23 protein-coding genes and 2 tRNA genes are annotated in these 21,607 nt (G+C 65.9%); all 25 read right to left on the minus strand.

Features of this window, described 5'->3' with window-relative positions; all coding sequences use genetic code 11:
* Window positions 1-10: 10 nt before the first annotated feature.
* The gene (locus tag ACMV5O_RS13710) at window positions 11-853 is read right to left on the minus strand and encodes a peptidoglycan DD-metalloendopeptidase family protein (RefSeq protein ID WP_416163978.1); all 843 of its coding nucleotides are present in this window, start codon (window positions 851-853) and stop codon (window positions 11-13) included.
* A gap of 16 nt (window positions 854-869) precedes the next feature.
* Window positions 870-1,523, minus strand: a complete 654-nt coding sequence (locus ACMV5O_RS13715; protein ID WP_416163979.1) for a protein-L-isoaspartate(D-aspartate) O-methyltransferase — start codon at window positions 1,521-1,523, stop codon at window positions 870-872.
* A complete protein-coding gene (surE, locus tag ACMV5O_RS13720; RefSeq protein ID WP_416163980.1) occupies window positions 1,520-2,263 on the minus strand; it encodes a 5'/3'-nucleotidase SurE in 744 nt (247 codons plus the stop codon). Before surE ends, ACMV5O_RS13715 begins: the two co-directional genes overlap by 4 nt.
* A gap of 120 nt (window positions 2,264-2,383) precedes the next feature.
* Window positions 2,384-2,460, minus strand: a tRNA-Pro gene (locus ACMV5O_RS13725).
* Between the two features lie 61 nt (window positions 2,461-2,521).
* Window positions 2,522-2,902: a MerR family transcriptional regulator gene (locus ACMV5O_RS13730; RefSeq protein ID WP_416163981.1), complete on the minus strand. Its 381-nt coding sequence runs from the start codon at window positions 2,900-2,902 to the stop codon at window positions 2,522-2,524.
* Window positions 2,883-3,188 carry an integration host factor subunit alpha gene (locus ACMV5O_RS13735; RefSeq protein ID WP_324537244.1) on the minus strand — a complete coding sequence of 102 codons (306 nt, stop codon included), beginning with the start codon at window positions 3,186-3,188 and terminating at the stop codon, window positions 2,883-2,885. The genes ACMV5O_RS13730 and ACMV5O_RS13735 overlap by 20 nt, the downstream gene beginning before the upstream one ends.
* A 1-nt stretch (window position 3,189) precedes the next feature.
* The gene (gene pheT / locus ACMV5O_RS13740; protein ID WP_416163982.1) at window positions 3,190-5,580 is read right to left on the minus strand and encodes a phenylalanine--tRNA ligase subunit beta; all 2,391 of its coding nucleotides are present in this window, start codon (window positions 5,578-5,580) and stop codon (window positions 3,190-3,192) included.
* 51 nt (window positions 5,581-5,631) lie between these two features.
* Complete coding sequence (gene pheS, locus ACMV5O_RS13745) at window positions 5,632-6,663, minus strand: phenylalanine--tRNA ligase subunit alpha (RefSeq protein WP_416163983.1); 1,032 nt, start codon at window positions 6,661-6,663, stop codon at window positions 5,632-5,634.
* A gap of 95 nt (window positions 6,664-6,758) precedes the next feature.
* Window positions 6,759-7,118, minus strand: a complete 360-nt coding sequence (rplT, locus tag ACMV5O_RS13750; protein ID WP_324537238.1) for a 50S ribosomal protein L20 — start codon at window positions 7,116-7,118, stop codon at window positions 6,759-6,761.
* Window positions 7,119-7,130: 12 nt separating this feature from the next.
* On the minus strand, window positions 7,131-7,328 hold the full coding sequence (gene rpmI / locus ACMV5O_RS13755) for a 50S ribosomal protein L35 (RefSeq protein ID WP_075148334.1): 198 nt from the start codon (window positions 7,326-7,328) through the stop codon (window positions 7,131-7,133).
* 145 nt (window positions 7,329-7,473) lie between these two features.
* Window positions 7,474-7,995, minus strand: a complete 522-nt coding sequence (gene infC / locus ACMV5O_RS13760; protein WP_416164030.1) for a translation initiation factor IF-3 — start codon at window positions 7,993-7,995, stop codon at window positions 7,474-7,476.
* 26 nt (window positions 7,996-8,021) lie between these two features.
* Window positions 8,022-9,938 (minus strand): threonine--tRNA ligase, encoded by a 1,917-nt coding sequence (gene thrS / locus ACMV5O_RS13765; RefSeq protein ID WP_416163984.1) that lies wholly within the window; start codon window positions 9,936-9,938, stop codon window positions 8,022-8,024.
* 181 nt (window positions 9,939-10,119) lie between these two features.
* Window positions 10,120-10,196 (minus strand) — tRNA-Val (locus tag ACMV5O_RS13770).
* A 67-nt stretch (window positions 10,197-10,263) separates the two neighbouring features.
* Window positions 10,264-10,506 (minus strand): GlsB/YeaQ/YmgE family stress response membrane protein, encoded by a 243-nt coding sequence (locus tag ACMV5O_RS13775; protein WP_324537233.1) that lies wholly within the window; start codon window positions 10,504-10,506, stop codon window positions 10,264-10,266.
* A gap of 27 nt (window positions 10,507-10,533) precedes the next feature.
* Window positions 10,534-11,322, minus strand: coding sequence for a 3'-5' exonuclease (locus ACMV5O_RS13780; RefSeq protein WP_416163985.1), 789 nt, complete (start codon window positions 11,320-11,322; stop codon window positions 10,534-10,536).
* Entirely contained in the window at window positions 11,322-11,750 is a 429-nt protein-coding gene (locus ACMV5O_RS13785) for a YdbL family protein (RefSeq protein ID WP_416163986.1), read from the minus strand. The genes ACMV5O_RS13780 and ACMV5O_RS13785 overlap by 1 nt, the downstream gene beginning before the upstream one ends.
* Window positions 11,747-11,968, minus strand: coding sequence for a hypothetical protein (locus ACMV5O_RS13790; protein ID WP_416163987.1), 222 nt, complete (start codon window positions 11,966-11,968; stop codon window positions 11,747-11,749). Before ACMV5O_RS13790 ends, ACMV5O_RS13785 begins: the two co-directional genes overlap by 4 nt.
* A 26-nt stretch (window positions 11,969-11,994) precedes the next feature.
* Complete coding sequence (locus tag ACMV5O_RS13795) at window positions 11,995-13,995, minus strand: hypothetical protein (RefSeq protein ID WP_416164031.1); 2,001 nt, start codon at window positions 13,993-13,995, stop codon at window positions 11,995-11,997.
* A 79-nt stretch (window positions 13,996-14,074) separates the two neighbouring features.
* Window positions 14,075-14,965: a cysteine synthase CysM gene (gene cysM / locus ACMV5O_RS13800; RefSeq protein ID WP_416163988.1), complete on the minus strand. Its 891-nt coding sequence runs from the start codon at window positions 14,963-14,965 to the stop codon at window positions 14,075-14,077.
* A 54-nt stretch (window positions 14,966-15,019) separates the two neighbouring features.
* Window positions 15,020-16,195: a lipopolysaccharide assembly protein LapB gene (lapB, locus tag ACMV5O_RS13805; RefSeq protein WP_324537220.1), complete on the minus strand. Its 1,176-nt coding sequence runs from the start codon at window positions 16,193-16,195 to the stop codon at window positions 15,020-15,022.
* Window positions 16,196-16,200: 5 nt separating this feature from the next.
* Complete coding sequence (locus ACMV5O_RS13810; protein ID WP_416163989.1) at window positions 16,201-16,509, minus strand: LapA family protein; 309 nt, start codon at window positions 16,507-16,509, stop codon at window positions 16,201-16,203.
* Between the two features lie 87 nt (window positions 16,510-16,596).
* Window positions 16,597-16,884, minus strand: coding sequence for an integration host factor subunit beta (locus ACMV5O_RS13815; RefSeq protein ID WP_324537216.1), 288 nt, complete (start codon window positions 16,882-16,884; stop codon window positions 16,597-16,599).
* An 11-nt stretch (window positions 16,885-16,895) separates the two neighbouring features.
* A complete protein-coding gene (gene rpsA / locus ACMV5O_RS13820; protein ID WP_416163990.1) occupies window positions 16,896-18,599 on the minus strand; it encodes a 30S ribosomal protein S1 in 1,704 nt (567 codons plus the stop codon).
* Between the two features lie 88 nt (window positions 18,600-18,687).
* Window positions 18,688-20,643: a bifunctional 3-phosphoshikimate 1-carboxyvinyltransferase/cytidylate kinase gene (locus tag ACMV5O_RS13825; RefSeq protein WP_416163991.1), complete on the minus strand. Its 1,956-nt coding sequence runs from the start codon at window positions 20,641-20,643 to the stop codon at window positions 18,688-18,690.
* A gap of 65 nt (window positions 20,644-20,708) precedes the next feature.
* The gene (locus ACMV5O_RS13830) at window positions 20,709-21,596 is read right to left on the minus strand and encodes a prephenate dehydrogenase (RefSeq protein ID WP_416163992.1); all 888 of its coding nucleotides are present in this window, start codon (window positions 21,594-21,596) and stop codon (window positions 20,709-20,711) included.
* Between the last annotated feature and the right edge of the window lie 11 nt (window positions 21,597-21,607).

Below are 21,607 nucleotides of genomic sequence, written 5' to 3' on the forward strand. Positions count from 1 at the left end.
GCTCCCCCCTTTAACGTGCAGGCAGATATCTCATCGGGTCGACCGCCTTGCCCTGCTTGCGGATCTCGAAGTGCAGCTTCGGCTTGTCCGCTTCCGAGCTGCCCAGCTCGGCGATCTTCTGTCCCTGTGCGACCTGGTCGTCTTCCTTGACCAGCAGCTTGTCGTTGTGAGCATACACGGAGTTGTACTCCTGGTTATGCTTGATGACGATGAGCTTGCCGTAGCCGCGCAGGCCGCTGCCCGCATAAACGACCTTGCCCGCCGAAGCCGCATACACCGGGTCGCCGACGCGGCCGCCGATGTCCACACCCTTGTTGGAAGCCTCATTGAAGCCAGCAATCAGGGTGCCGCTCGCAGGCCATTGCCACTGGCCGCTTGCGGCGCTCGGCGCCGGCTCGACGGCGGACGGCGCCGGCACGGTGGGCGTCGGCTCGACAGCCGGGGCGCGGCCGCCGAGCGGCTCCTGCATGAGCGGGACGACACCGGTTTCGGTGCCGGTCGGCGGCACCGGCGACGTCACCGCCGTACCGCCGATGGGCGTGGCCACGGCAACCGAGCCCGGCACCGTGCCGGGAGGCGCAACGAGGAGGGTCTGGCCGACGTGAATCTGGTTGGGGTCGGTGATCGCGTTCCAGCTGACCAGATCGGGCAGGGTCACCCCGTACTGACGGGCGATGCCCAGCAGCGTTTCGCCCGGGCGTACGGTGTGCATGCCCGCTGGCGCAGCCGCCTGGGTCACAGGCGCTGCCGACACGCCGCTGCCGTCGCGTACCGGCGCGGTGACCTGTGAGGCGCAGCCGGCAACGAGGCCTACCGCCAGCGCAAGTGCAATCGATCTTAAAGGTGTGTGCATCGGAAAATACCGTCTCTCATTCTGTACCACCGAGAAGCGGGACGAAGCGCACGGCCTCGTGCCAGCTTTCCCGGAAAACGTTGCCTTGGCGCTCGACGAGGAGCAGACGCTGCTCGCCACCGCCCACCGGCACGATGAGACGCCCACCGGGCGCCAGTTGTTCCTTTAGCGCAGGCGGCAAGCCAATCGCCCCCGCCGCAACGATGATGCTGTCGTAGGGCGCAGCCTCGGGAAGCCCCAGACTGCCATCTGCAAGTTTCAGTCGTACGTTGGGCAGCCGCAGCGGACGCAGGTTCGCGCGGGCGCGGTCGAGCAGCGCACGGATACGCTCGACGGCATACACCTCGGTGGCCAGCAGCGACAGCACCGCAGCCTGGTAGCCGCATCCGGCGCCGACCTCGAGCGTACGCCCCAGCTCGCGCCCTGCACGCAAGAGCTCGATCATGCGCGCGACCACGAAGGGCTGGGAAATCGTCTGCTGGAAGCCGATGGGCAATGGGGTATCGTCGTAGGCACTGAACGCCAGCCCCTCATCGACGAAGGCATGACGGGGCACGGCCTGCATCGCCGCCAGCACGCGCTCGTCACGTATGCCCTGGGTGCGCAGGCGCTCGACCATGCGCGCGCGTGCGCGGCCGGCCTGACCTGCATCGATGACCCGGCTGTTCACTGCTTCAACCAGTCGAAGACCGGCGATATGAGACCGGTGTGTGTGAGATCGATCTGCAGCGGGGTCACCGAGACGAACCCGTTCGCGACCGCGTGGAAGTCGGTGCCTTCGCCCGCATCGGCTGCCCCGCCTGCCGCACCGATCCAGTACACCGTGTCGCCGCGCGGCGTGACGCTGCGCACGACGGGTTCGGCCTTGTGCCGCTTGCCCAGACGCGTGACGCGCACGCCCTGCAGACGGTCATAGCCGACGTCGGGCACATTGACGTTGAGCAGCACCGGATGCGGAAACGGGTTGCTCATGAAGCGCTCGGCGAGGTCGCGCGCAACCCGCGCGGCGGCGGTGAAGTCGGTCGCCGACTTGCTCACCAGCGAAACCGCAATCGACGGCACACCGAGCAGGTAGCCTTCGGTGGCGGCCGCGACGGTGCCCGAATAGACCGTGTCGTCGCCCATGTTCGCACCATGATTGACCCCGGATACGACCATGTCGGGCAGATGCTCGAGCATGCCGGTGACTGCCAGGTGAACACAATCGGTCGGCGTGCCATTGACGTGATAAAAACCGTTGGCGGTACGCTTCAGCGACAACGGACGGTCGAGCGTGAGCGAGTTGCTCGCACCACTGCGGTCGCGCTCGGGCGCCACCACGGTGACGTCGCCCAGCGTACTCAAGGCTTCGGCAAGCGCCGCAATCCCCGGAGCAAAATAGCCATCGTCGTTGCTGACCAGGATACGCATCTGTAATCCGTGCGAGTTGCCGCAGAGCGCGGCCGGGAGCGAAATGTTAGCACAGCGTGCTGGCGCTGCCGGCGACGGCAGGCCGAAAACAAAAAACCGGCCAAGGCCGGTTTATTTGATTGGTCGGGGCGGCGGGATTCGAACTCGCGACCCCTTGCACCCCATGCAAGTGCGCTACCAGGCTGCGCTACGCCCCGACACAAGCCGCCATTATAGCAGCCGCTCTGAACTTTGCCAGAATTTTTGCAGCCAGCCCGTTCAGCCTCGCAGCCCTTTCAACACCTCGTCGAGTTCACTGCGGATACTGCTCACCAGCGCCTTGTAGCGCTCGACCTCGACCTCGTTCTCCTGCTCGTGGATGGCGGACTCACCGAGCCGGTTGCGCGCGCCGGAGATGGTGAATCCCTCCTGATAGAGCAGTTGCCGGATGCGACGGATCAGCAGCACCTCGTGGTGCTGGTAGTAGCGCCGGTTGCCACCGCGCTTGACCGGCTTGAGCTGGGTGAACTCCTGCTCCCAGTAGCGCAGCACGTGCGGCTTCACGCAGCACAGGTCGCTGACCTCGCCAATGGTGAAATATCGCTTCGCCGGGATCGGCGGCAGGGCTTCCGCGCCGATTTCAGGGCTGCTTGCTTGCATCGCTGAGTTGCTCCACCGCGGCCTTCAGTTTCTGGCTGGCGTGGAAGGTGACCACCCGCCGCGCGGTGATCGGAATTTCCTCGCCGGTCTTGGGGTTTCGCCCGGGGCGCTGAGGCTTGTCGCGCAACTGGAAGTTGCCGAAGCCGGACAGCTTGACGCTGTCGCCCCGCTCGAGCGCCATCCGGATCTCCTCGAAGAAGCCCTCGACCATGTCCTTGGCTTCACGCTTGTTGAGCCCGACCTGCTCGAACAGCAGATCGGCCAGTTCGGCCTTGGTCAGCGTCATGTCAGCCCCCCGCGCCACGCAAGCGGGCACCGAGGACGGTATCAGCCTGCCTGACCAACGTGGAGACCGCGTCATCGACCTCGGCGTCCTCGAGTGTGCGCTGAGTATCTTGCATCGATACCCTGAAGGCAAGACTCTTCTTGTCCGGGTCGATGCCCTTGCCCTGATAGACGTCGAACAGCACGATCTCCCGCACGATCGCCGGCGCCGCCGCCTGCAGCACGTCGATGACCTTGGCCACGCCGACCTCGGCGCCGACCACCAGCGCCAGGTCGCGCGTCACCGCGGGCATGCGCGAGATCTCCGTATATGCCGGCATGCGCGCTGCCAGCGCGGCATCGAGTTCGACCTCGAAGACCACCGGCGCCGTCCCCAGTTCGTAGCGCTGCACCCACACCGGATGCAGCTCACCGAGAAGCCCGATGATGCGTCCATCCAGACGCACGCTCGCCGCACGCCCCGGATGCAGGGCCGGATGCGACAGAGGCTCGAACGCCAGGCCGCGCGGCGCAAAGACTGCTTCGAGATCGCCCTTGATGTCGTAGAAATCGACGTTGCGGCTACGCTCGCCCCACTGCTCGGGTAGCGCCGGACCGGCAGCGAGCGCTGCAAGCATCATGACCTGGTGGAAGCCCGGGACGGGCTCGCCGTCGGCCTTGCGTTCGAACACCCGCGCGAGCTCGAACACCCGCACGCGATCGAGCTGGCGCTTGCGATTCGTCGCCAGGTTGGCGGTCAGCCCGCCAATGAGGCTCGAGCGCATCACGCTGAGCTGGCTGGCGATCGGATTAGCGAGCCGGATGGGCTCTTGGTTGGCGCAGAGATCGCGCTCCCATGCCTCCTCGACGAAGGCGAAGTTGACCACTTCCTGATAACCGCGCGCCGCCATCAGATGGCGCAGCGCCCACACCGGGCGATGGTGCTCCGAGCTCGGCAACATCATCAGGCTGCCCTGCGGCGCGACCGCAGGAATGTTGTCATAGCCGTGCAGGCGGGCGAGCTCCTCGATCAGATCCTCTTCGATCTCGATGTCGAAGCGCCATGACGGCGGCGTGACGAGGAAATCCTCGCCGATGCGCTCGACGCCCAGGTGAACCCGCTGCAGCAGCGCCAGCATGGCGTCGTCGTCGAGGCTGATGCCGAGCACGCGGCGGGCGCGGGCCGGGCGCATGCGGACCGGCGTCCGTGCCGGCAGGGCGTCGGCGGCGAGCGCCTCCTCCACCGGTCCGGCTTCGCCGCCGCAGATCTCGAGGATCAGCTGCGTGGCGCGCTCGAGGGCGCTGCGCGCAAGTTCGAAGTCCACCCCGCGCTCGAAGCGGTGCGAGGCATCGGAGCCGAAGCCATGGCGACGCGCGCGGCCGGCGATCGCATCGGGGGCGAAGAAGGCGCTCTCGAGGAAGACCTCGGTGGTCTCCAGGGTGACGCCGCTGTCCTCGCCGCCCATGATCCCGGCCAGGGCGAGCGCCCGCGCTTCATCGGCAATCAGCAAGGTGTCCGCTGCGGGCGCGACGGTCTGCTCGTTAAGCAGCAGCACCTGCTCGCCCGGGCGCGGCAGGCGCACGTGGATCGCGCCTTGCAGGCGGGTGTTGTCGAAAGCGTGGAGCGGCTGGCCGAGCTCGAGCATCACGTAGTTGGTGACGTCGACCAGCGCACTGATCGAACGGATGCCGCTGCGGGCAAGGCGTCGGACCATCCAGCCCGGGGTACTCGCCCGCGCATCCACGCCACGCAGGACGCGCCCGCAATACCGCGGGCAGGCCAGCGGGGCGTCGAGCACGATCGCGCGGCGGGCATCGCAAGCAGGCGCGACAGCCGCGACCACGGTCTGCTTCAACGGCGCACCGGTGATCGCCGCAACCTCGCGCGCAACGCCGGTGAGACTCAGGCAATCGGCCCGATTGGGGGTGAGCTTGATCGTGAACAGGGTGTCGTCGAGCTCGAGGTAGGCGCGAATGTCCATGCCGATCGGCGCATCTTCAGGCAGCGCGTAGAGGCCGGCGTGATCCTCCGACAACCCCAGTTCGCGTGCCGAGCACAGCATGCCGAAGGATTCCACCCCGCGCAGCTTGGCCGCCTTGATCGCGAAGTCGCCCGGCAGCACCGCTCCGACGCGCGCGCACGGCACTTTCATGCCGGCCGCTGCATTGGGCGCGCCGCAGACGATCTGCAAGAGCTCGCCGCTCCCGGCATCGACCTTGCAGAGCTTGAGCTTGTCCGCGTTGGGATGCCTTTCCGCCTCGACGATCTGCGCCACCACCACCCCGCTGAATGCCGGTGCGGCGGGGTCGGCCTCTTCCACCTCGAGACCTGCCATGGTCAGCAGATGGCCGAGTTGGGTGCTGTCGAGTTGCGGATCGACAAAGGTCCGCAGCCACTGTTCTGAGAATTGCATGATTCGATAACCCGGAATGCGAGGAGTCGGCAGGAGTTGGACGATACGCGCTCAGCGGAACTGGCTCAGAAAGCGCAGGTCGCCCTCGAAGAACAGACGCAGGTCATTGACCCCGTAGCGCAGCATGGTGAGCCGATCGGGGCCCATGCCGAAGGCGAAGCCGGTGTAGCGCTCGGGGTCGATGCCACCGAACCGCAGCACGTTCGGGTGCACCACGCCGCAGCCGGCGATCTCCAGCCAGCGTCCCTCGAGCGCACCGCTCATGAAAGCCACATCGATCTCGGCCGACGGCTCGGTGAAGGGGAAGAAGGAGGGGCGGAAGCGCACCTGCAGATCGTCGGTCTCGAAGAAGCGGCGCAGGAAGTCGGCGATCACGCCCTTGAGGTCGGCAAAGCTCACCTTCTCCCCGACCCACAGGCCCTCGACCTGATGGAACATCGGCGAGTGGGTGGCATCGGAGTCGACGCGGAACACACGTCCGGGCGCGATGATGCGCAGGTCGGGCATAGCGTCGGCGTCGCGATGACGCTCGACATGAGCCTGCATGGCGCGGATCTGCACCGGGCTGGTGTGGGTGCGCAGCAGGACGTCGTCGTGACCTTCCAGATAGAAGGTGTCATGCATCGAGCGCGCCGGGTGATTCTCGGGCGTATTGAGCGCGGTGAAGTTGTGCCAGTCGGTCTCGATCTCGGGACCGTCGGCCACTACGAAGCCGATCGAGGCGAACAGTTGCTCGACGCGCTCGAGCGTGCGACTGACCGGATGCAGGCCGCCCTGCACACCGCCCCGCCCGGGCAATGTGACATCGAGCGCCTCCTCGGCAAGCTGCGCCAGCAAGGCAGCCTCGCGCAGCGCGTTGCGGCGCGCCTCGAGCGCGCCTTCGATGGCGACCTTGGCCGCGTTGATCGCTGCACCCGCCTCACGGCGCGCCTCGGGCTCGAGCTTGCCGAGCGACTTCAGGCGCTCGGTGAGGGAGCCGGCCTTGCCCAGGTAGCGCGCCTTCGCCTGTTCGAGTTGCGCGCTGTCCGTGGCGGCGGCGAAGTCGCCTGCAGCCTGTTGTACCAGTTGATCGAGCTGTTCCATGTTCCTGCCCTGGCGGATGCGGTAGTGCGGTGAAGGTGGTCCGGAATTCAGAAAAAAAAAGGAGGCCAGGCCTCCTTTTTTCGGGCTGCGGTCGATTACGCAGCGAGTTTGGCCCGGGCTTGGTCGGCAATCGCGGCAAAAGCCGGCTTGTCGAACACGGCTAGGTCGGCCAGCACCTTGCGGTCGATCTCGATCGCGGCCTTCTTGAGACCGTTCATGAAGGTGCTGTAGGTCAGGCCCAGTTCACGCGCGGCGGCGTTGATACGAGCGATCCACAGGGTGCGGAACTGACGCTTGCGCTGACGACGGTCGCGGTAGGCGTACTGGCCCGCCTTCATCACCGCCTGCTTGGCGATGCGATAGACGTTCTTGCGACGGCCGCGATAACCCTTGGCCTGAACGAGGACTTTCTTGTGACGAGCGCGGGCGGTAACACCACGTTTAACGCGAGGCATTGCGGTCTCCTATCAAGCGTACGGAAGCATGGCGCGGATCAGCTTTTCATCGGCAGCATGAACTTCGGTCATGCCGCGCAGCTGACGCTTCGCCTTGGTCGTTTTCTTGGTCAGGATGTGGCGCTTGAACGCCTGGGACCGCTTGATCCCACCGCTGGAGCGGACCTTGAACCGCTTGGCGGCTCCGCTCTTGGTCTTCATCTTGGGCATTGCTGAGACTCCATGTTTTTGGATGACACCAGGTAGCGCCGATGAGCCCCGACGCATTTCATGACCCGGCACCACTTGTTTTCCGCCGGACAGGTCTCCCTGCCCCACGGTTTTCGCCCTTGAGGGGGCAAATCTTACGAACCGATCAACGGTTCTTCTTCGGCGCGATGACCATGATCATCTGACGCCCTTCCATCTTGGGCATCTGCTCGACCTGACCCAGCTCCTCAAGGTCGGCCTTCACCCGCTCGAGCTGGCGCAAACCGAACTCCTGGTGAGCCATTTCGCGACCACGAAAGCGCAGGGTCACCTTGCACTTGTCGCCATCTTCCAGAAAGCGCTTGAGGTTGCGCAGCTTGATCTGGTAGTCGTTCTCGTCGGTACCTGGGCGAAGCTTGACTTCCTTCACCTGCACCTGCTTCTGCTTGAGTCGGGCTTCGTGGGCCTTCTTCTGTTCCTGATACTTGAACTTGCCGAAATCCATCAGCTTGCACACCGGCGGCGCGGCCATCGGGGCGATTTCGACAAGGTCCAGCCCGGCCTCTTCGGCCATGCTGAGGGCTGTGTTCAGGGACACGATGCCGAGCTGTTCGCCTTCTTCGCCAACCAGCCGGACCTCGGGCGCGTTGATCTCCCTATTTACGCGCTGCTTCTTATCTTGAGCGATGGTTCAACTCTCCACGAAAACCAAAATCAGACCGAACCGGCTTTCGCTTCAACTTCGCGATGCCAGCGTTCGATCAGCGAATCGAGGGACATTTGACCAAGATCCTGGCCACCCCGGGCACGTACGGCCACCAGGCCGGCCGCCTTTTCCTTGTCGCCGATGACGATCTGGTAAGGCAGCTTCTGCACGCTATGTTCGCGAATTTTATAGTTAATCTTCTCGTTGCGCAAATCCGCCTCGACGCGAAAGCCCGCCTTCTTCAACTTTGCAACCGCCTCGGCAGTGTAGTCGGCCTGGCCTTCCGAGATGTTCATCACCACCGCCTGCACCGGCGCCAGCCACAAGGGCATCGCCCCGGCGTGGTTCTCGATCAGGATGCCGATGAAACGCTCGAGCGAGCCGAGGATGGCGCGGTGCAACATGACCGGCACCTTCTTGGTGTTGTCCTCGTCGACATACTCCGCCCCGAGCCGCACCGGCAGGTTGAAGTCGAGCTGCAGCGTGCCGCACTGCCACACGCGACCCAGGCTGTCCTTCAGCGAGAACTCGATCTTCGGGCCGTAGAAAGCGCCCTCGCCCGGCTGCAGGTCGTACTTCAGCCCCTGGGCGTCGAGCGCGGCGGCGAGCGCCGCTTCGGCCGCATCCCACTGCTCGTCCGTGCCGACCCGCTTCTCCGGCCGGGTGGAGAGCTTCACCAGCACATCGGTGAAGCCGAAATCGGTATACACCTTCTGCAGCAGGCGGATGAACGCCGCCGACTCGGACTGCACCTGGTTCTCGGCGCAGAAGATATGCGCGTCGTCCTGCACGAAGTTGCGCACCCGCATGATGCCGTGCAGCGAGCCCGAGGGCTCATTGCGGTGACAAGAGCCGAATTCGGCCATGCGCAGGGGCAGATCGCGGTAGCTCTTCAACCCCTGGTTGAAGATCTGGATGTGGCAGGGGCAGTTCATCGGCTTGACCGCGTAATCGCGCTTCTCGGACTGCGTGGTGAACATCAGATCGGAATACATGCCCCAGTGACCGGACTTTTCCCATAGCGACCGGTCGACGATCTGCGGCGTCTTGACCTCCTGGTAGCCATGCTCGCCGATCGTCTTGCGCAGGTACTGCTCGACCTGCTGCCACAGCGTCCAGCCCTTGGCATGCCAGAACACCATGCCCGGCGCCTCATCCTGCAGATGAAAGAGGTCAAGCTGGCGGCCGAGCTTGCGGTGGTCGCGCTTTTCCGCCTCCTCGATCATGTGCAGATAAGCGTCAAGCTCGTCCTTCTTGGCCCAGGCGGTGCCATAGACCCGCTGCAGCATCTCGTTCTTGGAGTCGCCGCGCCAATAGGCGCCGGCCAGCTTGGTGAGCTTGAAGACCTTGAGCTTGCCGGTCGCGGGCACGTGCGGACCGCGGCACAGGTCGATGAAGTCGCCCTGGCGATACAGGGAGACGTCCTCATTGGCCGGAATCGACGCAATGATCTCGGCCTTGTAGTGCTCACCGATGCCCTTGAAGAAATCCACCGCCTTGTCGCGCGGCCAGACCTCCCGGTGCACCGGGACATCACGCTTGGCGATCTCGTTCATGCGTGCCTCGATCGCCGCGATATCCTCGGGCGTGAATGGGCGCTTGTACGAAAAATCGTAGTAGAAACCGTTCTCGATCACCGGCCCGATCGTCACCTGTGCCTCAGGAAAGAGCTCCTTCACCGCATGGGCGAGCAGATGCGCAGTCGAGTGACGGATCACGTCCAGGCCCTCGGCCGAGCGGTCGGTGACGATCGCCAGATCGGTGTCGCTGTCCAGCCGATGGGACAGATCGACGAGGCGCTCGCCGATCCGGCCTGCAAGCGCAGCCTTCGCAAGCCCGGCACCAATGGAAGCTGCCACCTCGGCCACCGTCACCGGATGGTCGAAGCTGCGTACGGAGCCGTCAGGGAGCGTGATGTTGGGCATGACTTGAGCCTCGAGCTGAGTTCGATCCCGGCAGTCTCGCGGGACACGACACGATGCCGAAATTGTGGACGAAAAAAAAGCGCGGTCTTGGCGCGCTTTTTTCCCTAGCAGACAAGCGGAGCCGACCTGTTCAGTTTCCCGCCTGAGTGGTAGTTCGGAACATGAATCGACTCCTGAATCCTGGTAGGCGCGATTGGATTCGAACCAACGACCCCCACCATGTCAAGGTGGTGCTCTAACCAACTGAGCTACGCGCCTGCTGAAGTCCCGCATTATAGACAAGAAGCGATTCTTGTCAAAGATTTTTTGACGAATCGCGCTCAGCTCATTTGCGCAGTCGATTCACCACGAACAGGATCACCACGGCGCCCACCACGGCGCCGATGAAGCCCGCCGTCTCACCCACATGGTAGATGCCGAGGAACTGCCCGCCATAGGTTGCAAGCATCGAGCCGGCGATGCCGAGCAGGGCGGTGAAGATCAGGCCCAGGCCGTCCTTGCCCGGATGCAGCAGGCGTGCAACGAGACCAACGATCAGACCGATCAGGATTGTTCCGATGATGCCCATACCCCCTCCCAGAAAAAATGGCTGCCTTCAGTTTCCCGGCCAGGCCCGAAGGAACTGCACCCAGTGCGGCGCGTCGAGGCGACCGAGCGCATCGCGTACGACCTGCACCTCTTCCGCCCAGGTCTTGGCATCGAGATGCCCGCGCATGCGCTCGAAGCGCAAGAAAACAAGGTAGGTGTTGACCACGTCAGTTTCACAGTAGTCGCGGATCTCGGCAATTCGGCCATCCTGCCACGCCTGCCACACGGCCGAGCCGTCCATGCCGAGCTTGCCGGGGTAGCCCATCAGCTTGGCGAGGTCGTCGAGCGGCGCGCTGGCGCGCGCCTGGTACAAGGCCAGCAGGTCCATCAGGTCGAGATGACGGCTGTGGTAGCGGCCAATGTAGTTGTTCCATTTGAAGTCGCGCGAGTCGTGGTAATCGCCCTCGCCCTGGTCCCAGTAGCGGGGTGCGGCCACGCCGTGCAGCATGCCGCGGTAGTGCAGCACCGGCAGATCGAAACCGCCGCCGTTCCAGGACACGACCTGCGGCGTGTAACGCTCGATGCCGTCGAAGAAACGCTGGATGATCTCGCCCTCCCCTGCATCCGGCTCGGACAGTGAGAACACACGAAACTGCTGAGCATCGCGCAGGGCGCAGGAGATCGTCACCACGCGTTGCAGATGGTGCGGCAGGAAGTCATGGCCATGACTCGCGCGACGCTGCTGGAAGGCCCACTCGGCCACCTCGAAATCCGACAGCTGCTCGGGCAGGTCGCCGAGGCGACGGATGCCGGCCACGTCGGGAATCGTCTCGATATCAAAAACCAGGACTGGCATTACTTGCGCGCCCAGTTCCCGCCCTGCTGCACCCACCAGCCCGGCTGCGCACGCTCGATCCAGCGCTGCGCGAAGGTGCGGCGCACATCGGCCTCCCACTCGGGATGGCCGTTGGCGCGCGCGATCTCGCGGTAGAGGGCGGCACGGTCGGCGTTCTCGGCGGCAATCAGGCTGTTGGCCTGCGCGCGCTGGGCGAGCGGCACCGCCCCCGCATCGCGCAGGGCGACGCTGCCATCGGTTGCCAGACCGACCGCGCCCGAGGCATACAGCGGTGCAAGCTGCACATGACGCTGCTGCATCGACTGCCTGAGCGCCGAGATGGTCGGCGTGTCGATCTCGAGGTTGCCCTGAGCCTGGGCGGCGCTGATGCAGGCCAGCCCGACGCACAGCGCCAGCAGCCAGCGTGAAAAGGCGATCGGCAAGGTCATTGCGCTTCTCCTTCGCTTGCAGGCGCTGCGGCCGGCGCGTTGTCGCGCAACTGCCACACCTCCTCGATGATGCGATCGGCCGCCTTCTCCGCCGCAGCAGCGGGAAAGTAGATGTTGATGGTGACGCAGGACGCGGCAGTGAGCGCGAGCAGCGCGGCGAGCACACGGCCCGCCGCACGCGAACGCATTGAACTCGGGCAGGGCAATGGCAGCGCCACGGGATCTCCTGAAGGTTGTCGGGGAATCAGCGCAGTTCGGGCGACACGTTCTCGGCAATCACCCGCTGCAGGCGATCCACGAGTTCGTTCCAGTCCACGCGCTGATTGTAGCCGATGACATCCAGGGCCGGGACGCCGCCGCCGCGCACGATCACGAAGCCCCCATCGGCACGCGTGCCATCCTCGATGCCACTCATCAGGCATACACCGGCGCGCAGCCGGCAGCCCAGTCCGAGTTCGCGATAGCCGAAGGTGTCGAAGAGGCTCAGCAGGCTGCGCTGGATCGCCGCTAACGCGCCGCCGCCACCCAGCGCACTGATGTTCTGCACCGCGCGCTGGCTGATGCGGCGCGGATAGTGGCCGGGGCTGCTGGCGATCCGCGCATCGAAGGCAACGGGCCTCCAGCGCGCCAGCTCAAGCCCACGCAGCGAGAGGTCCACGAAACCGGAGACGCTGCCGAAACTGAAGGTATCGGTAAGCTGGGCAAGGTCGAGGTGACGCCCCTCGATGTCCCCACTCAGGTGCGAGGCGACGCCAAAGGGCTCGACCAGGCGCAGCCCGGTGGCCTGCAGGTAGCCGTCGAAGACCGATACGACGAGTGCGCCGTCAAGCGTGACCTCACCTGGACTCACACGCACCCCCGGCAGCGAGGCCGACAACACGCCCGCCATCTGCGGCAGCTCGAGTGCCGCCGTCAGCTCGGGCATGGATACCGGTTCGATCACCGCGCTGGCCCTGCCCTGCCAGCCAGCCGGCGTGAGCGTCAGCGCCAGGCCGTCGACGACGAGCGCACCGTCGAGCACCGGCACCCGTGTGCGCGCCAGCCGTAACGAATCGCCCTCGAGCATGGCAGACAGCTCAAATGCCCCCAGTGCGAGCTTCTCCCATCGCCCGCCGCCGACGCTAAGCCTGCTCACACTGGGGGCGTCAGGGCGCCACCCGATGCGCCCATCGACTGGCCCCAGCGCCACACCCGCGCCGCCGGCAGCCCCGACGAAACTGAAACCGGCCTTCTCGAGTACGGCCTCGACCTGACTCGCTCGGCCGTCACGGAAGAGCACATTGGCGCTCAAATGGCCGGCGAAGCGCATGCGCTCGGCGCTCGCCGGCGCAATCAGCGGCGCCAGCCAGCGCGGGCCGACCAGCGCGAGGTCGGCCGCCGCGACGCGCAGCGCGAGGGCGCGCAGGCGCTGGGTGTTGAGGTCGAGACTCGCACTGGCGGCGAGTTCGCCGACCCCCTCGAGCCGGGCCCGACTGCGGTCGACGTTCAGGATTCCGCCCTGCAGCCGCCCTTCGGCCTCCACGGTCGGTCCGGACTCGATGTAGAGCGGATGCAGATAGGCTGCGCCCCCCTGCCACTGCAGACGCGCCTGCCAGTTCCAACCTAGGGCTTCGGCCTGCGCATCGAGCGACAGCGCCAGCCGCAGCTGCTCGCCCGCCTGCAATCCGTCGCTGGTGCCGAATCCGCCATCACGTAATGCAGCCTCCAGCGCGAGCCGGGCGGGCACCTGCGTCGCCGGCGTCCACACCAGCGTGGCTTCGAGGGTCCCCGTCGGGCTGAAGCGCTCGAAAACGGCTCCGATGTCGCGCCCCCGCGAGCCCAACACCGCAGCCAGGCTCGGGAGCGCGCGTCGCAGGTCGGCCAGCGCAAGCCGATCGGCCCGCATCCGCACCCGCCCATCCGGCTCAAGCGCCAGCGCGATTTGGCTGCTGTGGCCGAAGCGCAGGCTCAGATGGGCAGAGCCACGCGTCGGGTTCGCCGTCAGGTCAGCGACAAACGGCAGCGCCCTGCCCGCGAGGTGCAGGCGCGCATCTCGACAGGTGACCGCCTCGCGCGCCAGCGCCGCCCGTGCGCAACGCAGCTCGAGCGCCCGCAAGTCGTGATTGCCGACACGCAGCCGACCGATCCGGAGCACGGCCGTACCGCGTCCCGCCTGGTAATCGAGTGTGAGCTGCTGCAGCCCAAACGCCGGGTTGGCGACGTCGCCCAGGCTTAGGGTCAGACGGTCGAGTGCAAGGGCGGGCACCTGCAACAGCCAGGCCCCGCACAGCAGCAACAGCGGCAGGAGCCGCCGACCCCAGGAGCGCTCCCGGCAGAGCCCGCGCTCAGGCCGGGAAGACACCCGTGGACAGGTAGCGGTCGCCGCGATCGCAGACGATGGACACGATGACGGCATTCTCCACCTGTGCGGCGATACGCAGCGCCACGTGCATCGAACCACCCGAGGAGATGCCGGCGAAAATGCCTTCCTCGCGCGCCAGGCGGCGCGTCATCTCTTCAGCCTCGGCCTGACTGACGCGCTCCACCCTATCGACCCGCGGGCGCTCGAAGATCTTGGGCAGATAGGCCTCCGGCCACTTGCGGATGCCCGGGATCTGCGAGCCCTCCTCCGGTTCGCAGCCGATGATGCACACTGCGGGATTTTTCTCCTTGAGGAAGCGCGAGGTTCCCATGATGGTGCCGGTGGTGCCCATGGAGCTGACGAAATGCGTCACGCTCCCGCCCGTCTGCTCCCAGATCTCCGGCCCCGTGCCCTCGAAGTGGGCGAGCGGGTTGTCCGGGTTGGCGAACTGGTCGAGGATGAGGCCCTTGCCCTCGTCCCTCATGCGCTCGGCGATGTCGCGCGCCATCTCCATGCCGCCGGAGGTGGGCGTCAGCACCAGTTCGGCGCCGAAGGCGCGCATGGTCTGGCGCCGCTCCACGCTCTGGTTCTCCGGCATCACCAGGATCATGCGGTAGCCGCGCATCGCCGCCGCCATGGCGAGCGCGATGCCGGTGTTGCCGCTGGTCGCCTCGATCAGCGTGTCGCCGGGCTTGATGTCGCCGCGCGCTTCGGCATGCATCACCATCGACAATGCCGGACGGTCCTTGACGGACCCGGCCGGGTTGTTGCCCTCAAGCTTGGCGAGGATGACGTTGTTGCGGCCGGCCGTGATGCGCTTGAGTCGCACCAGCGGGGTGCGGCCGACGTAATCTTCGAGCGTCCTGAATTCCATGGATGTGCTTGTTCGCGTTGGGTCGGGTTCATTACCGCGGCAGCGCCGCGGCGCTCACGGCATCAGGTCGAATTCTTCGGTACGGCGCGGCGGATAGGTCTCCCAGCCGCCACAGGCCGGGCAGCGCCAGTGGAACTGGCGCGCCTTGAAGCCACAGGCGTCGCAGCGATAGCGCGCGACGCGTCGGGTGTGACCATGAATCAGCTGTTTGACCAGCTCGATGTCGCTGCGTTGCTCGGCAGGCGCGGCAAGCAGGGCTGCCTCGAGCAGCTTGTCCAGACCGAGCAGGGTCGGGTTGCGGCGCAACTCCTCGCGCACCAGCTCATAGGCGGCCTTTGGCCCTTCGCGCTCCATCTCCCAGTGGAAGAGTTCGTCAAGAAGGTCGAGCGAGGCATGCGATGCGAGCCAGGCACGCAACAGCTGGTGGCCCTGTTCGACCTTGCCCAGGCGACCGTAGGCTTCCATGATGCGCTCGGCCGCCAGCGCCAGATAGACCGGATCCTGGTTCTCGATACGTTTCCACGCCTCGAGTGCCGCCTCATCATTGCCGCGCGCCAGGTGGACATCGCCAAGCAGCAGGCTCGCGCGCACACTGCGCGGATTGACCGCGAAAGCCTGCTCCAGATGCCGTGCGGCTTCGTCCGGGCGGGAATTGGCAAGCGCACTGGCGGCCAGTTCGCAGTGGAAGTTGGCGACTTCGGTGCGCCACATGTGGCTCTCGTGCTGCGGCAGCGCCTGCGCCACCTCGATGGCCTTCGCCCAGTCCTTCTCCTGCTGATAGATCTCGAGCAGGTAACGCAGGGCGACGTCGTTCGCACGCGTGCTGCGCAGGCGCACGAACACCTCTTCGGCGCGGTCGAGCAGGCCGGCCTTGAGGAAATCCTGACCAAGCTCGCCCAGCGCCTGCAGTCGCTGCTCCTCGCTGATGTCCTCGCGGTCGACCAGCATCTGGTGCATGCGAATGGCACGGTCGGTCTCGCCCCGGCGGCGGAACAGGCTGCCCAGGGCGAAGTGCAGCTCGACCGTCTGGGGGTCGATCCGGACCGCCTCGACAAAGGCGTCGATCGCCTTGTCAGGCTGTTCGTTGAGGAGAAAATTGAGCCCGCTGAGGTAGGAGCGCGGCAGCGCACGTGACTCCTGTACGACCTGACGGATGTCGATGCGCGCGGCAAGCCAGCCGAGCGCGAAGAACAGCGGCAGCGCCAGCAGCCACCAGAATTCGATTTCCATGGAGCTCAGGGCATCGGCAGCTGAGCTTCAGCCGCGGCCGGTGTGGCCGTTGCCAGGGCCTTGTCCCGCTCGGCCTGCTCGAGTTGGCGACGCAAACGGGAGATCTCCCGACGCTGACCGATGAGCGAGGCGAGCGTCGCCGTCACGCCAAGCAGGGCGCCGGCGGCGAAGGTGAGCAGGATCACGAAGACCAGGGGAAGCTGCCACTGGCTGCCGAAGAAGAAGCTCAAGGTCACCAGGTGATCGTTCTTGATGGCGAACCCGAAGAGCAGGAAGAACAGCAGCAGGCGGATGAACCAGATGATTGCGCGCATGGCCGGCATTATCCCCGAGCAATGAACAAAAAAGAAGGCGGCCGCAGCCGCCTTCCATTATTGCCTGTAAAACCGATCGCCGCGCGGTCAAATGCCGCTGAGATCCACCCGCTCGCGCAACTCCTTGCCCGCCTTGAAATGCGGAACGTATTTTTCCGGGACGTGCACCTTGTCACCGGATTTCGGATTGCGCCCCACACGAGGCGGACGATAGTTCAGCGCAAAGCTTCCAAACCCGCGGATCTCGATACGATCACCGCGCGCAAGCGCCTCGGTCATCGCATCGAGAATCATCTTGACCGCGTAATCGGCGTCCTTTGCGACCAGCTGCGGAAAACGCTCCGCCAGCTGGGCGATCAGCTCCGATTTGGTCATGATCGGTCAGGTTACTGCTTCTGCTCGTTCAGCTTGGCCTTGAGCAGCGCACCGAGGTTGGTCGTGCCCGCCGAGGCGGCGCTTTCCGAGGCCAGCTTGTTCATGGCTTCGGACTGCTCGACCTGATCCTTGGCACGGATCGACAGGCTGATCGAACGCGTCTTGCGATCGACGTTGATCACCAGCGCCTCGATCTCGTCGCCTTCCTTGAGCATGGAGGTCAGATCGTCGACACGATGCGGTGCCGCTTCCGAAGCACGCAGGTAGCCTTCGACCTCGTCACCCAGCGAGATCACCGCGCCGCGGGCCTCGACCGACTTCACGGTGCCGCGCACGAGGCTGTTCTTCTCGTGGGTGGCGATGAAGTTGGTGTAGGGGTCGCCCTCGAGCTGCTTGATGCCCAGCGAGATGCGCTCGCGCTCGACGTCGATCGCCAGCACCACGGCCTCGACCTCGTCACCCTTCTTGAACTTGCGCACGGCGTCTTCGCCGGACTCGCTCCAGGACAGGTCGGACAGGTGCACCAGGCCATCGATGCCGCCTTCCAGGCCGATGAACACGCCGAAGTCGGTGATCGACTTGATCTGGCCGCGGACCTTGTCGCCCTTCTTGTGGTTGATGGCGAAATCGTCCCACGGATTGGACATGCACTGCTTCATGCCCAGCGAAATACGGCGACGGTCCTCGTCGATCTCGAGGATCATCACTTCGACTTCGTCGCCCAGCTGGACGACCTTGGTCGGGTGGATGTTCTTGTTGGTCCAGTCCATCTCGGACACGTGCACCAGGCCCTCGATGCCCTGCTCGACTTCGACGAAGGCGCCGTAGTCGGTGATGTTGGTGACCTTGCCGAACAGGCGGGTGCCCTGCGGGTAACGGCGCGAAATGCCGACCCACGGATCTTCGCCGAGCTGCTTGAGGCCCAGCGAGACGCGGTTCTTTTCCTGGTCGAACTTGAGCACCTTGGCCTCGATCTCGTCACCGACGTTGAGCACTTCGGACGGGTGACGGACACGGCGCCAGGCCAGGTCGGTGATGTGCAGCAGGCCGTCGATGCCGCCCAGGTCGACGAACGCACCGTAGTCGGTGATGTTCTTGACGATACCCTTGATGACGGTGCCTTCCTTGAGGTTGGCGAGCAGCTTCTCGCGCTCTTCGCCCATCGACTCTTCGAGCACGGCACGGCGCGACACGACGACGTTATTGCGCTTGCGGTCGAGCTTGATGACCTTGAACTCGTATTCCTTGCCTTCGTACGGCGTGGTGTCCTTGACCGGACGCATGTCGACCAGCGAGCCCGGCAGGAAGGCACGGATGCTGTTGGTCATGACGGTCAGACCGCCCTTGACGCGGCCGGTGATCACCCCCTTGACCAGGGAGCCTTCGTTGAGCGCCTTCTCGAGGTCGTTCCAGGCGGCGATGCGCTTGGCCTTGTCACGCGACAGGCGGGTTTCGCCGTAACCGTCTTCGAGGGCATCGATGGCGACATGGACGAAATCGCCCACATTGGCCTCGAGCTCGCCGCGGTCGTTGCGGAACTCCTCGATGGGCACATAACTTTCGGACTTCAGGCCGGCGTTGACGACGACGAAGTTCTGGTCGATGCGCACGACTTCTGCGGTGATGACTTCACCGGTGCGCATTTCCTGGAGGGCAAGGCTTTCCTCGAAGAGATCGGCAAAGCTTTCTTCGAAGGAGGGGGTGGCGTTGGACATAGATGGAAGAATTCCGGCACCGTCGTGGGACGGCAAACAAGGTTGGTTCAAGAAAAAACGCGCTGGAGCCCACGCTCCCGCGCGATTGCTATCGACCGGTGACCTCGCGGCCTGCCTCGACGAGGTCGAGCACGAAGGCGACGGCCTCATCGACGTTGCGTTCTGTGGTGTCGAGCAAGGCCGCATCCGGCATCTTCACAAGTGGCGCGACGGGCCGGGCCGCGTCACGCGCGTCCCGTTCCTGAAGGTCCTTCAGAAGACTTTGAATTCTAGCAGGCAAACCCTTTTCGATCAACTGCTTATGACGCCGTTGCGCACGCGACTCGGCCGAGGCGGTCAGGAAGACCTTGATCGCCGCGTCGGGGAAGATCACCGAGCCCATGTCCCGCCCTTCGGCAACCAGCCCGGGGGCTTCGCGGTAGTCGCGCTGGCGATCGAGCAGCGCCTCACGGACACGCGGCAGCACGGCCACTTTCGAGGCGCCGACCGAGCATGCCTCGGACCGAATCTCGTCACTCACGTCGCGCTCGCCAAGCAGCACCCGCCCGCCCTCGAAGCGCGCCGGAAGGCTGGCCGCCAGCGCGGCCACGCCGGCCTCGTCGTCGAGCGCTACCCCGGCCTGCATCGCGGCGAGCGCGACCAGCCGGTAGAGCGATCCGCTGTCCAGGCAGTGCCAGCCCAGCGCCTCGGCGACGCGCGCGGCCACGGTGCCCTTGCCGGAGGCGGACGGGCCGTCGATCGCCACCACTGGCACCGGACGAGCGACCTGCCCGAAAGCGTCGAAATAGCCCGGAAAGGTCTTGTTCACACACTTCGGGTCGTTGATGCGGACCCGGCAGCCGCCCAGGCTGATCAGCGAGAAGCACATCGCCATGCGGTGGTCGTCGTAGGTGTCGATCGCGGCCGGGCGCAGCCGTGGCGGCCGGCTGACGACCAGATAGTCGGCGCCCTCCTCGACCTCGGCGCCGACCTTGCGCAGTTCGATTGCCATCGCCGCGATGCGGTCGGTTTCCTTGACCCGCCAGCTCGCGATGTTGCGCAGCCGGCACGGACCGTCGGCGAACAGGGCCGCCACCGCCAGCGTCATCGCCGCGTCGGGGATATGGTTGAGGTCGAGGTCGAAGGCCTTCAGCACACCCCCTGCCGGCGCCGCCGCCTCGATCCAGTTGTCGCCCATGGTGATGCGGGCGCCGAGTTGCTCGAGCGCCTCGGCAAAGCGCACATCACCCTGGATGCTGGCGCTGCCCACGCCCTCCACCCGCAGCGGCCCGCCGCCGATCGCCCCGGCGGCGAGGAAGTAGGACGCCGACGAGGCATCGCCCTCGACGAACACCGTGCCCGGGCTGCGGTAGCGCGCGCCACCCGGCACGACGAAGCGTTCCCAGCCCTGCTGCTGCACCTGCACGCCGAAGCGCGCCATCAGTTCGAGCGTGATGCGGATGTAAGGCTTGGAGATCAGCTCGCCGACCACCTCGACCGTGGTCTCGACCCCGGTAAGCGGCAGCGCCATCAGCAGCGCAGTCAGGAACTGGCTGGACACGTCGCCCCGCACCCGGACCACGCCGCCGGGACGGATCGTCGCCGGCTTCAGGTGCAGCGGCGGATAGCCCTCGTTGGCGGTGCAGCTGATGTCGGCACCAAGCTGACGCAGCGCATCGACCAGGTCACCGATCGGGCGTTCGTGCATGCGCGGCACGCCCGACAGGCGGTACTCGCCGCCCGACAGCGCCAGCGCCGCGGTGAGCGGGCGAAAGGCAGTGCCGGCGTTGCCGAGGAAGAGCTCGCCGGTCTTCACGGGGAAGGGCCCGCCCACACCGCGCACGTGATAGTTCAGGCTGTCGCCCTCGCGCCGCCAATCGACGCCGAGCGCACGCAAGGCCTCGAGCATGCGCTCGACGTCGTCCGACATCAGCAGGTCGCGGATGTCGGTCTCGCCCTCGGCGAGGGCGGCAAGCAACAGGACGCGATTGGAGATGCTCTTCGAGCCGGGGAGCCGGACACGGCCGGCGGCGCCCAGCATCGGGGGCAGATCGAGAAATTCCATCATGACCTCAAGACATAGGGGCCTGTCGCGCAGGCCCGGTGATTCGTGCCGACTCGTTGTGTCGACTACTCGGCGGTGCGCACCGGCAGGCCCTCGGCCCAGGCGTTGCGCGCACGACGGGCACGCTCGAACACGGCCTCGAGCGCATCACCGTCGGCCTCGACCAGCATGGTGCGCAGGCGGCCGAGCTCGGCCAGGTAGGCGTCGAGTTCCTCGAGCAGCGCCACGCGGTTGGCCACGCAGATGTCGCGCCACATCTCGGGATGGCTGCCGGCGATGCGGGTGAAGTCGCGAAAACCGCTGGCGGCGTGCGAGAACAGCAACGGCGCGTTACTGCGCCCGGCCAGATCGTCGACGAGCCCGAAGGCGAGCAGGTGCGGCAGGTGGCTCACGGCGGCAAAGACGCGGTCGTGCTCCTGCGGCGTCATGCCCACCACCACCGCGCCGCAGGCCTCCCAGGCGGCACGGACCTGCTGCACCGCCTCGGGCCGGCTCTCCGGCAGCGGCGTCAGCACCACCTTGCGCCCCATGTAGAGCTCGGCGAAGGCGGCCTCGACGCCGCTCCTTTCCGCCCCCGCGATCGGGTGCGCCGGCACCACGTCGGGCAGCACGGCACCGAAGTGCCGGTGCACCGCGTCGACCACATCGCGCTTGGTGCTGCCAGCGTCGGTGACGATCGTGCCGGGCTGAAGATGCGGCGCCATCGCCGCCATGATCGCGTCCATCTGCCCTACTGGCGCAGCCAGCAGCACCATGTCCGCGCCATCGAGCGCGCTTGCCCAGTCGTCGGCGATGTCGTCGATCACGCCCAGCGCGCGCGCGCGCTCGAGCGGCTCGCGCCGGCGGCCGACGCCCACGATGCGGCCCACGGCCTGCGCCCGCCGCAGGGCCAGGGCGAAGGAGCCGCCGATCAGCCCGACGCCGCACACCACCAATTTACCGATCAGGGCCATCGCAGGCTCCC

This window comes from Thauera sp. WH-1, assembly GCF_047806685.1.
GTDB lineage: Bacteria > Pseudomonadota > Gammaproteobacteria > Burkholderiales > Rhodocyclaceae > Thauera.

Coding starts and splice junctions, on each gene's coding strand:
- ACMV5O_RS13710 (WP_416163978.1), bottom strand. CDS start 853: ATGCACACACCTTTAAGATCGATTGCACTTGCGCTGGCGGTAGGCCTC.
- surE (WP_416163980.1), bottom strand. CDS start 2,263: ATGCGTATCCTGGTCAGCAACGACGATGGCTATTTTGCTCCGGGGATT.
- ACMV5O_RS13730 (WP_416163981.1), bottom strand. CDS start 2,902: ATGCAAGCAAGCAGCCCTGAAATCGGCGCGGAAGCCCTGCCGCCGATC.
- ACMV5O_RS13735 (WP_324537244.1), bottom strand. CDS start 3,188: ATGACGCTGACCAAGGCCGAACTGGCCGATCTGCTGTTCGAGCAGGTC.
- pheT (WP_416163982.1), bottom strand. CDS start 5,580: ATGCAATTCTCAGAACAGTGGCTGCGGACCTTTGTCGATCCGCAACTC.
- pheS (WP_416163983.1), bottom strand. CDS start 6,663: ATGGAACAGCTCGATCAACTGGTACAACAGGCTGCAGGCGACTTCGCC.
- rplT (WP_324537238.1), bottom strand. CDS start 7,118: ATGCCTCGCGTTAAACGTGGTGTTACCGCCCGCGCTCGTCACAAGAAA.
- rpmI (WP_075148334.1), bottom strand. CDS start 7,328: ATGCCCAAGATGAAGACCAAGAGCGGAGCCGCCAAGCGGTTCAAGGTC.
- thrS (WP_416163984.1), bottom strand. CDS start 9,938: ATGCCCAACATCACGCTCCCTGACGGCTCCGTACGCAGCTTCGACCAT.
- ACMV5O_RS13775 (WP_324537233.1), bottom strand. CDS start 10,506: ATGGGCATCATCGGAACAATCCTGATCGGTCTGATCGTTGGTCTCGTT.
- ACMV5O_RS13780 (WP_416163985.1), bottom strand. CDS start 11,322: ATGCCAGTCCTGGTTTTTGATATCGAGACGATTCCCGACGTGGCCGGC.
- ACMV5O_RS13785 (WP_416163986.1), bottom strand. CDS start 11,750: ATGACCTTGCCGATCGCCTTTTCACGCTGGCTGCTGGCGCTGTGCGTC.
- cysM (WP_416163988.1), bottom strand. CDS start 14,965: ATGGAATTCAGGACGCTCGAAGATTACGTCGGCCGCACCCCGCTGGTG.
- lapB (WP_324537220.1), bottom strand. CDS start 16,195: ATGGAAATCGAATTCTGGTGGCTGCTGGCGCTGCCGCTGTTCTTCGCG.
- ACMV5O_RS13810 (WP_416163989.1), bottom strand. CDS start 16,509: ATGCGCGCAATCATCTGGTTCATCCGCCTGCTGCTGTTCTTCCTGCTC.
- ACMV5O_RS13815 (WP_324537216.1), bottom strand. CDS start 16,884: ATGACCAAATCGGAGCTGATCGCCCAGCTGGCGGAGCGTTTTCCGCAG.
- rpsA (WP_416163990.1), bottom strand. CDS start 18,599: ATGTCCAACGCCACCCCCTCCTTCGAAGAAAGCTTTGCCGATCTCTTC.
- ACMV5O_RS13825 (WP_416163991.1), bottom strand. CDS start 20,643: ATGGAATTTCTCGATCTGCCCCCGATGCTGGGCGCCGCCGGCCGTGTC.
- ACMV5O_RS13830 (WP_416163992.1), bottom strand. CDS start 21,596: ATGGCCCTGATCGGTAAATTGGTGGTGTGCGGCGTCGGGCTGATCGGC.